Source organism: Leucothrix arctica, assembly GCF_003172895.1.
Taxonomy (GTDB): Bacteria; Pseudomonadota; Gammaproteobacteria; order Thiotrichales; family Thiotrichaceae; genus Leucothrix; species Leucothrix arctica.
In genome coordinates this window covers 88,230-101,727 of record NZ_QGKL01000019.1, presented here as the reverse complement: position 1 = coordinate 101,727, position 13,498 = coordinate 88,230, and the positions used below count along the sequence as shown (strand labels likewise).

Genomic DNA, 13,498 nt, shown 5'->3' with positions numbered 1-13,498 from the left:
GAAAGTCGTTATTGGGAACAGCCGTTGAAGCACCCAGTTCACTGCCGAACAGGCAGCTTAGAAAGTCATATCAGCAACCCATTCTTTCATATCCTCGTTCACTGCCGAACAGGCAGCTTAGAAAGCCCATAACGGCAAGAGTAATTTCATGGTCACGTTCACTGCCGAACAGGCAGCTTAGAAAACTTACCAGCCGCGCTTGAATTCCATTTGTTTGTTCACTGCCGAACAGGCAGCTTAGAAATCCCAATCTATAACAGCAAGTGCTGTCGTGGCGTTCACTGCCGAACAGGCAGCTTAGAAAACGCATTAACTCAGCTGCAAAGTTCCACAACTGTTCACTGCCGAACAGGCAGCTTAGAAACACAACTGATCCCTATCGCGCTTTATCGCTTCGTTCACTGCCGAACAGGCAGCTTAGAAACACCTCGTCAGGACGCTCAAACGGAATGATTTGTTCACTGCCGAACAGGCAGCTTAGAAACGAAGGGGGGAGTTTGGACAGGATGAAGATAGCGTTCACTGCCGAACAGGCAGCTTAGAAAGCGTCACCGAACATGAGCCGCACCACTGGGATGTTCACTGCCGAACAGGCAGCTTAGAAATGAGCCAGATCCAACGATCACTACTGATTGTGGTTCACTGCCGAACAGGCAGCTTAGAAATTAACTTCAGCAGTTAAAAATTGATCTTTACCGTTCACTGCCGAACAGGCAGCTTAGAAACAGAAAGACCTTTGCAGCACCTGTAATACCATGTTCACTGCCAACTCTTTTCGGCACACTTAGGCTAACCATATAAGACTCACTTTATAATGTTGCCATCGGTTATAATCTGTCCCCCTATTAAGTTACTAGCGCTGCTGCCACAAGGAAAATTATGAACACTCAAACTATCCCAGAAATCAATGCGGTTGGTTTTTCCGTACGAACGACCAATGCCAATGAGCAAGACCCATCGACCGCCAAATTAGGAAAAGTTTGGGAGAAGTTCTTCACAGTCGCGCTACCAAACCTAACGGCTCAGTCGAAGGTTTACGGGGTATACACCAACTACGAGTCAGACCACACGGGCGCGTTTGATGTGATTGCCTGTGCCAATACTTTGTCAAAAGACAGCTTAGCTGACTCGGTGGAAGTACAGATTGAAGCTGGAAAGTACCTAATATTTTCAGCACAGGGGCAAATGCCTCAGGCGGTAATCGGTCTTTGGGGTGAGGTTTGGGCGCATTTTACGGCGAGTGATTGTCAGGAAGAGCGTAGCTTTACTACGGACTTTGAGTTTTACAAAGGCGCTGATGAAGTTGAAATTTATATCGCCATTAAGTAATAACAATGACTGCCAATAACCAAATGAAGACGCGTTTACGTCGCCTCGCGTTATCGTCACAGGGTTTGCTGCAAGCGAAACCTTATGGGCTAGGGTTAGCGGGCGCGCGCAAGGCGATTAGTCATCTTGGTTATATTCAGATCGACACGATCTCTGTGGTGGAGCGCGCGCATAATCATGTGCTGCGCTCAAGAGTGCCTAACTTTACGCCTGACATGACTAATCAATTATTGGTCGATGGTGATGTGTTTGAGTATTGGTCACATGCCGCTGCATTTTTGCCGATTGATGACTTTCGCTTTTCTTTGCCTTATAAGCAGGCGCTTAAAAGTGGTCAAGTTCATTGGTACAAAGACCCAGACCTTAAACTCATGGCGGAGTTGTTGCTGCGTATAGAAGCGGAAGGGCCATTGCGCTCACGTGACTTGGAAACAAACACGGTGAAGCGTGAAGGTTGGTGGGACTGGAAGCCCGCTAAAAAGGCGCTGGAACAGTTGTATATGCAGGGCGACCTCATGGTGTGTGACCGTGAAGGTTTTCAAAAGAAATATGATCTCACTGAGCGGGTATTGCCATCACACGTCAACACGGAGTCACCTAGTGTCGAAGCGTTCGCAGCGCACCTATTAGATCAACAGTTACGCTGTCATGGGTTGGTGTCCGTTAAAGGAGTGACTTATCTTCGTCGAAATACGGTGCTGCGCAATGCGGTAAAAGCGTTGATGAATGACAGGCTGGCGCAGGGGCTTTTAGAGCAAGTCGAGTTGAGTAGTGGCGAGGTGTATTTCTTAGCCTCTGGTGCGCTTGAGCGTCTGCTTCCTCGCGTGAGTAACCGCTTGGTTATCTTGTCACCGTTTGATAATTGCGTGATTCAGCGTGACCGACTTAAAGCGCTGTTTCAATATGAGTATTTGATTGAGTGTTACGTGCCTGCGGCTAAGCGTCAGTATGGTTATTTCTCATTGCCGCTACTTTATCGTGACCAGTTTATTGGGCGAATGGATTGCAAAGCACACCGTAAAGACCGTCATTTAGAGATTCGTTTTTTACACTTTGAGTCGCATGAGTTTGATGACGAGCAAGTGATTGACGCATTTGCTAAAGCCATTAAGGACTTTTGTCAGTTTCAACAATGTGACTCGGTTTCCTTGATTAAGGCGCATCCTAAGCCGTTAACCGAGCGTTTTCAGGCTGTCTTAGCGTCTGTAATGTAGGTGTGCGCTTGATGACTTTATAAGTGGATGTGAGTAGTCTTTAGATATGATTGAAATTCTTATAATAAATAGCTTACTCATTGCGAGTGTGGTGCTGGTGCACTATGAAGGGCTTTATCGTTTAACGAGATTAATACCGAAGCTGACTTTTCTGCGACCTAGAGCGCGTATTGTAATTAGTGTTTTTGGGGCGCTAACCGCTCATGTTATTGAAGTATGGATGTTTGCTTTTGCTTACTATTTTATGGTTAAAAGTGGCCGTTACGGGACACTAGAAGGTAACTTTGGAGGTAGCGTGATGGACGCAAGCTACTTCTCATTTACTACCTACACTTCGCTGGGCTTTGGTGACATTGTGCCGATGGGGGATATTCGTTATTTGGTCGGCTTAGAGGCGCTAACGGGCTTGGTGCTGATTACTTGGACGGCATCGTTTATCTTTATTGAGATGCAACGTTTTTGGAAGATTAAGAGTTAGTTTTAAGTTTGATTATTATGTGTTTTTTAAAAGGATTTAATTTTGCATAGAAGGCCATTGTTAGAGCTACTTGTCGATTACCGTATGCGCTGCCCAGAAGAGGCGGAAGCCATTCACCAGCTAATTGTATTCGTCAATAATAACCCTGACTGCTTTGAACGTACTTTGTTAATAGGTCATGTAACGGGGTCTGCTTGGGTGGTTAATCAAGCGGGTACGCACACGTTATTGACGCACCATAAAAAGCTAAATAAGTGGCTTCAACTCGGTGGTCATGCCGATGGCGAGACGGATATTTTGAAAGCGGCATTATTGGAAGTGGAAGAAGAGTCTGGCTTGGCTGAGTTTGAGGCTGTTTCACCGGCTATTTTTGATATTGATATTCACCCGATACCTGCGCGCGGTGATGAGCCAGAGCATCTTCATTATGATGTTCGCTTTGCGGTGCGAGCCATAGGCAGTGACGACTACATTGTGAGCGATGAGTCGCATGACTTGAGTTGGGTCGAGACCAGTCGTATCTCGGAATATACCCAAGAAGAGTCTATGCTGAGAATGTCTAAAAAATGGCTATCATATTGAATTTTATGTAATTGAATGGGTAGTTGTGACCTTGTGTCTGTTTAATTAGACCCATAGTCTTTGAGTTTTTTTCTATATTGTCGAAGTCGTATTTGATGCTTTTATTCCTGAGCAAATGCTCTTTTCAGAATAAAGGCAGAATTTCGTATGACAAAACCCACGAGAAAGAAAGCGCCCGAGGTTGCAACTGAATCATCTGATACAAAAAAGCCAGTGACTAAACCAGCGGCTAATTCGCGTACAAGGAAGCCCGCAGCGACTAAAGCTAAAGCGACAACGACACCAGTGGCTAAGTCACGTACAAGAAAGCCAGCAGCGACTAGAGCTAGCACGACAGCTGCACCAGCGGCTAAGTCACGTACAAGGAAGCCTGTAACGACTAAAGCTAGAACGACAGCTACATCAAAGATAGTAGTGGGTGAGGTTGATAAGTTGAAGTTACAAGTCAGGCAACTGAGAAAAGACCTGAAAGCTTCACAAGCGCAGAACGAAACGTTAAAACAAGAAGTAGAAACACTGAATAAAAAGAATGCGAGTCTCATGCGACGACGTGCGGCTGGAAACCCACGGGCAAAGTCAGCGGCCAAAAAGGACGAGTCAAATGAACAAACTTGGGTTGATAAGTGGTGGGAGTCTTTTTGACATAAACGTGCAGTGACGATTCAAAGATAAGCTTACTTCAAAGTAAATGTGTTATTTTGGGGCTCATGAGTTAGTTGATATCAAGAAAAAATCATCCTAATTACTAGAGTTAAATATGACCCCAAAAATTGTATTTCTAGACAGCGCTACTATCGCGCCTAGCATTAGTGTCAGACGTCCAAGCTTTGCCCACGAGTGGCAGTCGTTTGAAAAGACAGCGCCTGAGCAGGTGGTTGAGCGACTTCAAGGTGCAACCATTGCGGTTAGTAACAAGGTTGTGATCACTGCCGATATGTTAGCGCAACTACCAGCGCTAAAGCTGATTGCAGTCGCAGCAACGGGCTATAACATTATTGACCTTGCTGCGTGTAAAGCACAGGGTGTGGCTGCGTGTAATATCCGTGGTTATGCGACTAATACAGTACCTGAGCATACCTTCGCGATGATCTTAGCGTTACGCCGTAACTTGGTTGAATATCGCCAACAGGTGATTGATGGTGAGTGGGTTCGCTCTGAACAGTTCTGTTTCTTCAATCGACCGATTTTAGACTTAGCGGGTTCAAACCTCGGCATTATTGGTGCAGGAATATTGGGACAATCTGTGGGTCGTATTGCTCAGGCTTTTGGTATGAATGTGATGTACCTAAACCAACATATTCGCCAAGCGCCAGATCATGGTGAGGTAGTATCGCTGGAGCAGTTTCGAGATGAGGTGGACGTGCTAACGTTGCATTGCCCGCTAACTGATGAAACGAAAAATATCATTGATGCTGACTTCCTAAGCGGCATGAAAAACACCGCTTTAGTGATTAATACGGGACGTGGTGGTTTGGTCAATGAACAAGCCTTGGCGGATGCCATTCGTTCAGGCAGTATTGCTGGGGCAGGTATTGACGTGACAGAGCAAGAGCCTGCACCGCTTGATTCACCTATTATGCAAATCGCTGACTTACCGCAGGTATTGCTGACACCGCATGTGGCGTGGGCGAGTGAGGGTGCGATGCAGACATTGGCTGATCAATTGATTGATAATATCGAAGCATTTGAGCGTGGTGAGCCACGTAACTTACTGGGCTAGTCGCTTAATTGTTGTTTGAATAACGAGTACCGTGTTTTGAAACCTATTTTATATTCTTTCCGTCGTTGTCCCTATGCGATGCGGGCGCGTTTGGCTATTGTCTATGCAGGGCAACAAGTCGAGCTGCGTGAAGTGGTGTTGCGTGATAAGCCTGAACAGATGCTGGCGCTTAGTCCGAAAGGCACTGTGCCAGTGTTGCAGTTGGCTGAGGGTGGCTTGCTGGAAGAGAGTTTGGATATCGCGTTGTGGGCGTTGCGATTAAACGATCCGCAGCAGTTACTCGCTGATGAAAATCAACTCGCAGAAATGTTGGTAATGGTAAAAGAGAATGATGGCGAGTTTAAAGACAATTTAGACCGTTATAAGTATGCCAATCGTTTTCCAGAGCAAAGTGAGACGGATTACCGTCAGCAGGGTGAGTTGTTTATTGCCAAGCTAGAGCAACGTTTAGCAGCGACGACTTACTTATTTGGCAGCAAACCAAGTTTTGCGGATATCGCGATCATGCCGTTTGTAAGGCAGTTCGCTCATGTTGATAAGCGTTGGTTTGATGAGGCAGATTACCCCGCCGTACAGCGTTGGTTGTCACACTGGTTAGCTTCCGAGATGTTTCTTAGTATTATGCCTAAATATGAGCAATGGCAAGAGAGCCATGATGCAGTTACTTTTCCCAATACGGAGTCACAATAATGAATATGTTAACACTTGATAACTACGTGGTGCGTCCAACGAAAGTCGTGTGTATTGGTCGTAATTATGTGGAACATATCCAAGAGTTAAATAACGAAATACCGACAGAGCCAGTGGTCTTTCTCAAACCTAACTCTGCGATTTCAAAAGACTTAATCTCGGGCACTGACGAGCCGATTCACTATGAAGGTGAGTTGTGCTTTATGGTGCAGAGCGGGCAGTTGGCGGCGGTGGGTTTTGGTTTGGACTTAACCAAGCGCGAAACGCAGTCACGTTTGAAGGGCAAGGGTTTGCCGTGGGAACGCGCTAAGGCATTTGATGGCTCTGCGGTGTTTAGTGATTTTGTGAGCTATTCTGATGATATTTCAACGCTAAGCCTTAAGTTGTTTATTAATGATGAGTTGATTCAACAGGGCGGTGTCGAGTTGATGATGTATAAGCCTGAAACAATTTTGGCGGAAGTGACTAGTTTTCTAACGCTTCAAGATACTGATGTCATCATGACGGGTACGCCAAAGGGTGTTGGTGTGATTGAAAAGGGTGCGCGTTTTGTAGGGCAGGTCTTTTCAGGTGACCAACTATTGGTTGAAGGACGTTGGGTCGCGTCTTAACTTTTGCAGCTTGTCTTGCTGAAAAAATGCTAGATAGTAGGGGCTTATGGTGAGTATGATGTTTTCTTTGAAATATCTAACTAATTACTCGCATGGAACATCAACGCAAACCCCTAACTAATCCTGACGATATTGTACGTACCCAGCGGTTTCTTATCCGCTTGGGTAAAACCATGCATTCTTACGGGACACACTCACATCATTTAGAGCAGTTGCTCAATGAAACCACTTATTTGCTGGGGCTAAACGGATCATTTCTGATTAGTCCAACGGCGATGAGTTTCATTTTTTGGCTAGATAATGAGGAGCATCACCAAACCACTTACACCGCGCGTGTTCAACCCGGTGGCGTAGACCTAAACCGTTTGGCCTTGACGCATGACCTTGCAGAACAGGTTCTTGATGGTGAAATAGATCTAGAAGAAGGTGTTAAGCAGTTAGAGAGTATTCAGCGAGTGCCTAATGTTTATAGCCCTTGGTTGCAGTTTTTAGCGTGGGGTTTTACGTCGGCAGGCTTTGCGGCTATCTGCGGGACAGGCTATTTAGACATTATCGCATCACTGTTTTTTGGTTGGATCGTCTACTTCTTAGTAATACTGGCCAGTAAAAATAAACGTGTCGAAGAGATGCTAGAGCCTATGTCAGCATTGTTGCTAGGCTTTCTCGCGAGCGCTTTGGCGGGCTATGGCTTTGAGGTCAATATTGGCGTCATTGTGCTATCGGGCATTATCGCCTTTATTCCTGGGTTATCGTTGACTCTCGGCTTGCGAGAGCTTGCGGCACGTGACTTAGTATCAGGGACTGCGCGGATTATGGACGCGGTTATGATGCTATTTAAACTCTACTTTGGCGCGGCTTTCGGTCTTGCGCTAGGGACTTTGTTTTGGGTGATAGAGCCACACGCAGCAGAGTCGTATTTACCCACATGGATGATTCATCTTTCCGTTTTGCCACTGTCAGCGACGCTACTTGTTATTTTCAATGTGCGTCTTTCCGATGCTTTTTGGTCTTTATTGTGCGGTGTGATTGCTTATATGGGCCTATTGCTGGGTAACCATCTGTTTGGGATTGAACTCGGTGGGCTGGTTGGCGCGTTGATCGTTGGTTTGTACGCTAACGTGTATGGACGCATTAAACATACCCCGTCGCACATCGTATTATTACCCGGAATCGTCATTTTAGTCCCCGGTAGTAAAGCATTTATCGGTTTGAACAGCATGGTGTCAGGTCAAGATATCGTGGCGAATGCCGCTAGCGGTAGCCAAGTGCTTCTGATTTTTATGGCACTCATCGCGGGATTGATGTTTGCGAATGTGATTTTGCCGCCTAGACAGCGAATTTTGACGTCTGGTTAAGTTTTAAAAAAGTGTTTGTGTGTTAAAAATAGTCGCGCATTGATACTCAAAGTTTTGCTAGTTGCTAGCAGCTTGTATGAGTATGATGCGCTTCTTTTTTACGTTTAATCAGATACTTCCAATGCAACCACTACGAACGCCACTCATACACCCTGACGATATTGCGCGTACTCAACGGTTTATTATCCGTTTGGGTAAAACCATGCACGCTTACGGGACACATTCGCATCATCTTGAGCGGTTGCTTAGTGAAACGACTTATTTGCTGGGTTTAAATGGATCATTTCTGATTAACCCAACATCCATGAGTTTCATTTTCTGGTTAGATGACGATATCAATGAAAGTCAAACGACACACATTGCACGAGTCAAGCCGGGTGATATTGATTTAAATCGTTTGGCCTTGTCGCATGACCTTGCGGAGCAGGTGATCACGCATGAGCTTGACCTTGATGAAGGTGTTAAACAGTTAGACGCAATTCGTAATTCACCGAATGTTTACCATCCTGCCGTGCAGTTTTTAGCGCGTGGTGCGACCGCTGCTAGTTTTGCGGGTGTGTGTGGGACAGGCTTTTTGGATATCGTGGTATCGCTTTTCTTAGGTTGGTTTGTTTACCTCTTGGTATTGCTGTCCAATAAGAACCAACGTATTGAAGAAACACTAGAACCATTGGCTGCGTTATTAGTTGGCTTCTTAGCGAGTGCAGTGGCAGGGTATGGGTTACAGATAAATATTGGCGTGGTGGTGTTATCCAGCATCATAGCGTTTATTCCCGGTTTGTCGTTGACCTTGGGGTTACGTGAGCTTGCAGCGCGTGACTTACTGTCAGGTACAGCGCGCATTATGGACTCGGTGATGATGCTATTTAAACTGTACTTCGGCGCGGCGTTTGGTTTAGCGCTAGGGACGCTTTTTTGGCAGATAGATGTTCACCCAGGTGTGCCGTATTTACCGTTATGGGTTCACTACAGTGCGGTACTAGGATTGTCTGCGTCGTTTGTGGTTATCTTTAATGTGCGACTGTCTGACGCGTTTTGGGCGCTACTTTGTGGTGTGGTTGCGTATATCGCAGTGATTATTGGTAGTGACTTATTTGGCACGGAGCTAGGTGGTTTGATCGGTGCGATGGCTGCAGGTTTGTACGCCAATATGTATGCACGTATTAAAATGACACCGTCGCACATCGCATTGTTACCAGGAATTTTGGTACTAGTGCCGGGTAGTAAGGTTTTCATCGGCTTGAATAGTGTGCTGACAGGACAAGAAATAGTTGCTAACTCGGGTAGCAGCAGTCAGGCACTGATGATCTTTATGGGTATCGTGGCCGGACTGATATTTGCTAATGTTATCTTGCCGCCGAGACAGCGGGTTTTGCGCTCGGGTTGATTGAGTAACCGTTCTATTTATTTTTGCATTTTGAAGTAGAACGGTAATTTAGGACTATCAAAGCTACCTTCATCATATTTATCACTTATGTGTGTCGGTAGCATTAATTGCATTTTTTTATGTATCGAATTATGCAGCAGTCTATAAGCCTTTTGGTCTTTAACAGAGCCAAGAAAGTTCTCAATGTCATCAATGCTTTGGTAGTGTGATGGTTGATGAAAAAAACGTTGGTATTCTTGAAGCGTAGAAAAGACATACATCAGGTCTTTAAGATTCACCTCGACCTGTTCACTGGAGTCAATTTCATCAAAACCGTAGGTTACTAACTCTTCTAAGTTATCACTGTATTCATACTTCATGTTTTGAACATTACTTTTCTAATTGCTTGATGTACTTGCGGACAATCAACAACGGTATAATTCCAAATACACCAAATGAAGAGTCAATGACTGTCCATACGTAAGGAAGGTCTCTGACTTGCCCAAAAATGATGGCGAATGGCACAACTAAAATGCAGCAGATAATGCCGAAGTCGATCACCCAGATGTTTTTCACTGGGTCTTTAAGAGGACCAAAGAACAGTATTGCTAATACAACGTGAGCAAACGCCAACCAGTCAGTACCATAAGCAATAAAAGGATACTTTGAATACGTGTCAGTGAGTCCTGCTGATATTCTATCTATCCACTGTGAAAAATCGGGAAAGTAGCTGTCCATCATGGTGCCAGAACCAAATAGCTTGCTAGCAATTTGCATCTCCAAATCTAGTGAGATTGCCGTGATACCGCTGATGAATAGGCCTAATATAAAAAGAGAGAGCCAAATTTTTATCTTTTTCTGTAATGACATTTTGCTGATTCTACCTATCTAGAATAATTATTCTGAAATCTTTGGTTCTAGTGTTTCAATGTATAACTGCTAGTTATTTGTATATAAAGGGCTATTGTAATGCAAAAGTTTTGGATGACTCAATTTGAAATCTCAATCTGCACAAAAAATCCTGCTTTAGTGCACTTCTCCTCAGTAACTCATTATTTGATCGAGAAGAGCTCTATGTTCGGCAAAACTTTAAAGTAAGTATAAATTACTGTTTTTTTGTACTGGCTTGTCTCAAATTTCAACACGCTTATTAGTTTTAATCATACGCGCATAGGTATATTCTACGCGTCTAGCCTATGAGTGTATGAGAGTCCGAATGATCCGCCTGAGCAATGTAAAACTACCCCTAGACCATGATGAACAAGCATTGAACGATATTGTGCTTAAAACGTTGGGAATCCAGCAAAAGCAGTTGTTGAGCTTCAATGTGTTTCGTCGCGGTTATGATGCCCGTAAAAAGACCAATATTTTTCTTATCTACACGTTGGATGTAGATACGACGGATAATGCGTTTCTCATCGAAAAATTCATTGCTGACCAATTAGTAAAAGAAAGCCCTGACATGACTTATAAATTTGTGGCGAAAGCGCCGACAGATTTAAAAGAGCGTCCTGTGGTCGTAGGTTTTGGACCTTGTGGTTTGTTGACAGGGTTAGTTTTGGCGCAGATGGGTTACAAACCGATTGTGCTAGAACGTGGGAAAGAAGTGCGAGAGCGTACCAAAGATACGTTTGGTTTCTGGCGTAAAAAAGAGCTTAATACAGAGTCAAATGTACAGTTTGGTGAAGGTGGTGCTGGGACGTTTTCTGACGGAAAACTCTATAGCCAAGTCAAAGATCCTAAGCATTACTCACGAAAAGTGCTGGATGAATTTGTAGAAGCGGGTGCACCCGACGAGATCTTGTTTGTGAGTAAGCCTCACATTGGTACCTACAAATTGGTGACTATGGTTGAGAAAATGCGCGCTAAGATCATCGAGTTAGGTGGTGAAATTCGCTTTAGTTCTAGAATGGATGATCTGCATATAGAAGACGGCCAAGTCACAGGGCTGACCTTGTCATCAGGTGAGGTGATTAAGTCTAAGCACATTGCCGTGGCGATTGGTCACAGTGCACGTGACACTTTCCAAGTGTTGCATGACCGTGGTGTTTATATCGAAGCGAAACCATTCTCAGTGGGTTTTCGTATCGAGCATCAGCAGTCTGCGATTGATGCGGCACGTTTTGGAAAGAATGCGGGTAACGAAATCTTAGGTGCGGCTGACTATAAGTTAGTGCATCACTGCAAAAATGGTCGTTCGGTGTATAGCTTCTGTATGTGCCCAGGTGGCACAGTGGTGGCAGCGACGTCTGAGGTTGGGCGCGTTGTTACCAATGGTATGAGTCAGTACTCACGAAACGAGCGTAATGCGAATAGTGCGGTGGTAGTTGGTATCGACCCATCAGATTATCCGGGTGGGCCATTGGCCGGTTTAGACTTCCAACGTGAGTTAGAAAGTCGTGCCTATGTGATGGGTGGAGAGAACTACGATGCACCTGCTCAGCGTGTCGGTGACTTCATGAAAGGCGTTCCTTCAAAGGCGTTAGGGTCGGTAAAACCATCCTACACACCGGGCATTAAATTAACGGATTTGGCAGACTCATTACCTGATTTTTGTATTGAAGCAATACGTGAAGCAATTCCTGCATTTAACCGAAAAATAAAGGGTTTTGCACTTGAAGATGCGTTGTTAACAGGTGTTGAGACGCGTACTTCTGCACCTATCAATATCAAGCGTGATGCTAATTTCCAAAGCATAAATACACAAGGCCTATTCCCCGCGGGTGAGGGTGCAGGTTACGCAGGTGGCATTATGTCAGCTGCAATTGATGGCATTAAAATCGCTGAAGCGATGGCGTTGTCGATCAATGAGAATTCTTAAAAACTTATGAGTAATTATAATGGAAACTATCGTCATTGTAGGCGGCGGAGCGGGTGGACTTGAACTAGCGACTAGTCTCGGCAACAAGCTCGGTAAAAAGAAAAAGGCCAATATCATATTGGTTGATCAAACCCGTACGCATATTTGGAAGCCTTTGTTACATGAGCTTGCAACAGGTGCCTTGGACCGTAGTACTGACGGTGTGGTTTACCATGCTCATGCGACGCGTCACCACTATCAGTTCCAACTTGGCACGATGATAGGCATGGATCCAGCGGCCAAGTCGATTAAGCTTGCACCTCTGATGAGCAATAAAGGTAAATTGATATTGCCTGAGCGTGAAGTCACCTATGACACGCTAGTGATGGCTGTGGGAAGTGTCAGTAATGACTTTGGTACTAAAGGTGTTGCAGATAACTGTTATTTCCTAGATTCACACAGACAGGCTGAGTACTTTCATGAGTCGATGCTGGATCAGTTCATGCGTGTGTATCAGCCCGATGAAGCAGGGCAGCTAAAATTAGCGATTGTGGGTGGCGGCGCGACAGGCGTTGAGTTATCTGCCGAGCTACATCACGTGGCTGATTTGATGAAAATGTATGATCTGTCTACGACTGCACCACAACCACCCACGATTACTTTGATTGAAGCAGGTCCACGCATATTGCCAGCATTGCCTGAGCGTATTGCTGAAAGTGCTCGTCTTGAGCTTGAGAAGCTGGGTGTGACGGTTAAGGTAGATACGCGCATTGTTGAAGCGGATGAGAATGGGTTTATTACTGCTGATGGCAGTCGCATTGATGCGCATTTGACGGTGTGGGCGGCCGGGGTAAAAGCGCCGGACTTCATTCGTGAAATGGACTTTTTCGAGACTAATCGAATGGGTCAGATCGTGGTTAAGTCGACACTACAGAGTACCAATGACGATAGTGTCTATGTGATTGGCGACTGTTGTGGCTGCCAAATGGCGGATGAAAGCTGGGTGCCACCACGCGCACAATCAGCACATCAGATGGCTTCTCTCGTTTGTAAAAACATAATGTTATCCCGTAAAAATAAAGCGTTAAAAGACTTTGTTTATAGTGATTATGGTTCTTTAGTTAATCTTAGTACTTACAGTACCGTCGGTAGCTTGATGGGCAACTTGTCGAAAGGCTCGATGTTTGTTGAGGGGCACCTTGCACGGTTGGTTTACGTGTCGTTGTATCGCATGCATCAGATTGCTATTCACGGTTGGTTTGGTGGTGCGGCAGTTTGGTTGGCACATAAAATTGGTAATACGGTGAAGCCTAAGATGAAGCTTCATTAAGCGGTTATATTCCCTAACAATTA

14 protein-coding genes and 1 CRISPR repeat array (1 of these 15 running past the window's edge) are annotated in these 13,498 nt (G+C 45.0%); of the genes, 12 read left to right on the top strand and 2 right to left on the bottom strand.

The features are described from left to right. Nucleotides 1–725: a CRISPR direct-repeat array (repeat unit 28 nt; unit sequence GTTCACTGCCGAACAGGCAGCTTAGAAA); it reaches 1,226 nt to the left of the window's first position. 154 nt (nucleotides 726–879) lie between these two features. The 10 genes from DKT75_RS06435 to DKT75_RS06390 all read left to right on the top strand — a co-directional run bounded on the left by DKT75_RS06435 (nucleotide 880) and on the right by DKT75_RS06390 (nucleotide 9,366). Next, nucleotides 880–1,329: a GyrI-like domain-containing protein gene (locus tag DKT75_RS06435; RefSeq protein WP_109822596.1), complete on the top strand. Its 450-nt coding sequence runs from the start codon at nucleotides 880–882 to the stop codon at nucleotides 1,327–1,329. A 5-nt stretch (nucleotides 1,330–1,334) separates the two neighbouring features. After that, on the top strand, nucleotides 1,335–2,543 hold the full coding sequence (locus DKT75_RS06430; RefSeq protein WP_109822595.1) for a winged helix-turn-helix domain-containing protein: 1,209 nt from the start codon (nucleotides 1,335–1,337) through the stop codon (nucleotides 2,541–2,543). Between the two features lie 46 nt (nucleotides 2,544–2,589). After that, the gene (locus tag DKT75_RS06425) at nucleotides 2,590–3,021 is read left to right on the top strand and encodes a potassium channel family protein (RefSeq protein WP_109822594.1); all 432 of its coding nucleotides are present in this window, start codon (nucleotides 2,590–2,592) and stop codon (nucleotides 3,019–3,021) included. Nucleotides 3,022–3,063: 42 nt separating this feature from the next. Further along, nucleotides 3,064–3,603 carry an NUDIX hydrolase gene (locus DKT75_RS06420; RefSeq protein ID WP_146201327.1) on the top strand — a complete coding sequence of 180 codons (540 nt, stop codon included), beginning with the start codon at nucleotides 3,064–3,066 and terminating at the stop codon, nucleotides 3,601–3,603. Nucleotides 3,604–3,750: 147 nt separating this feature from the next. Next, on the top strand, nucleotides 3,751–4,245 hold the full coding sequence (locus tag DKT75_RS06415) for a hypothetical protein (RefSeq protein WP_109822592.1): 495 nt from the start codon (nucleotides 3,751–3,753) through the stop codon (nucleotides 4,243–4,245). Between the two features lie 115 nt (nucleotides 4,246–4,360). Next, complete coding sequence (locus DKT75_RS06410; protein ID WP_109822591.1) at nucleotides 4,361–5,323, top strand: D-2-hydroxyacid dehydrogenase; 963 nt, start codon at nucleotides 4,361–4,363, stop codon at nucleotides 5,321–5,323. Between the two features lie 36 nt (nucleotides 5,324–5,359). Then, nucleotides 5,360–6,013, top strand: a complete 654-nt coding sequence (locus DKT75_RS06405; protein WP_109822590.1) for a glutathione S-transferase — start codon at nucleotides 5,360–5,362, stop codon at nucleotides 6,011–6,013. After that, complete coding sequence (locus DKT75_RS06400) at nucleotides 6,013–6,624, top strand: fumarylacetoacetate hydrolase family protein (protein ID WP_109822589.1); 612 nt, start codon at nucleotides 6,013–6,015, stop codon at nucleotides 6,622–6,624. The genes DKT75_RS06405 and DKT75_RS06400 overlap by 1 nt, the downstream gene beginning before the upstream one ends. Before the next feature lie 92 nt (nucleotides 6,625–6,716). Beyond that, complete coding sequence (locus tag DKT75_RS06395; RefSeq protein ID WP_109822588.1) at nucleotides 6,717–7,979, top strand: threonine/serine exporter family protein; 1,263 nt, start codon at nucleotides 6,717–6,719, stop codon at nucleotides 7,977–7,979. 76 nt (nucleotides 7,980–8,055) lie between these two features. Beyond that, a complete protein-coding gene (locus tag DKT75_RS06390) occupies nucleotides 8,056–9,366 on the top strand; it encodes a threonine/serine exporter family protein (RefSeq protein ID WP_109822587.1) in 1,311 nt (436 codons plus the stop codon). Between the two features lie 17 nt (nucleotides 9,367–9,383). Here DKT75_RS06390 and DKT75_RS06385 read toward each other — a convergent pair whose 3' ends face one another. Together DKT75_RS06385 and DKT75_RS06380 are read right to left on the bottom strand one after the other, a co-directional pair. Then, entirely contained in the window at nucleotides 9,384–9,725 is a 342-nt protein-coding gene (locus DKT75_RS06385; protein WP_109822586.1) for a hypothetical protein, read from the bottom strand. A gap of 10 nt (nucleotides 9,726–9,735) precedes the next feature. Beyond that, on the bottom strand, nucleotides 9,736–10,215 hold the full coding sequence (locus DKT75_RS06380; RefSeq protein WP_170310657.1) for a hypothetical protein: 480 nt from the start codon (nucleotides 10,213–10,215) through the stop codon (nucleotides 9,736–9,738). A gap of 346 nt (nucleotides 10,216–10,561) precedes the next feature. On the opposite strand from DKT75_RS06380, the gene DKT75_RS06375 reads away from it, so the two are divergent. Next, nucleotides 10,562–12,166, top strand: coding sequence for an NAD(P)/FAD-dependent oxidoreductase (locus tag DKT75_RS06375; RefSeq protein WP_109822585.1), 1,605 nt, complete (start codon nucleotides 10,562–10,564; stop codon nucleotides 12,164–12,166). Between the two features lie 19 nt (nucleotides 12,167–12,185). Continuing rightward, nucleotides 12,186–13,475 carry an NAD(P)/FAD-dependent oxidoreductase gene (locus tag DKT75_RS06370; protein WP_109822584.1) on the top strand — a complete coding sequence of 430 codons (1,290 nt, stop codon included), beginning with the start codon at nucleotides 12,186–12,188 and terminating at the stop codon, nucleotides 13,473–13,475. Nucleotides 13,476–13,498 lie beyond the last annotated feature (23 nt).

Bases quoted from the DNA above. Each gene is read 5' to 3' on its own strand.
- DKT75_RS06385 (WP_109822586.1), bottom strand. From the start codon at position 9,725: ATGAAGTATGAATACAGTGATAACTTAGAAGAGTTAGTAACCTACGGT.
- DKT75_RS06390 (WP_109822587.1), top strand. From the start codon at position 8,056: ATGAGTATGATGCGCTTCTTTTTTACGTTTAATCAGATACTTCCAATG.
- DKT75_RS06410 (WP_109822591.1), top strand. From the start codon at position 4,361: ATGACCCCAAAAATTGTATTTCTAGACAGCGCTACTATCGCGCCTAGC.
- DKT75_RS06425 (WP_109822594.1), top strand. From the start codon at position 2,590: ATGATTGAAATTCTTATAATAAATAGCTTACTCATTGCGAGTGTGGTG.
- DKT75_RS06415 (WP_109822592.1), top strand. From the start codon at position 3,751: ATGACAAAACCCACGAGAAAGAAAGCGCCCGAGGTTGCAACTGAATCA.
- DKT75_RS06370 (WP_109822584.1), top strand. From the start codon at position 12,186: ATGGAAACTATCGTCATTGTAGGCGGCGGAGCGGGTGGACTTGAACTA.
- DKT75_RS06375 (WP_109822585.1), top strand. From the start codon at position 10,562: ATGATCCGCCTGAGCAATGTAAAACTACCCCTAGACCATGATGAACAA.
- DKT75_RS06430 (WP_109822595.1), top strand. From the start codon at position 1,335: ATGACTGCCAATAACCAAATGAAGACGCGTTTACGTCGCCTCGCGTTA.
- DKT75_RS06395 (WP_109822588.1), top strand. From the start codon at position 6,717: ATGGAACATCAACGCAAACCCCTAACTAATCCTGACGATATTGTACGT.
- DKT75_RS06380 (WP_170310657.1), bottom strand. From the start codon at position 10,215: ATGTCATTACAGAAAAAGATAAAAATTTGGCTCTCTCTTTTTATATTA.
- DKT75_RS06435 (WP_109822596.1), top strand. From the start codon at position 880: ATGAACACTCAAACTATCCCAGAAATCAATGCGGTTGGTTTTTCCGTA.
- DKT75_RS06400 (WP_109822589.1), top strand. From the start codon at position 6,013: ATGAATATGTTAACACTTGATAACTACGTGGTGCGTCCAACGAAAGTC.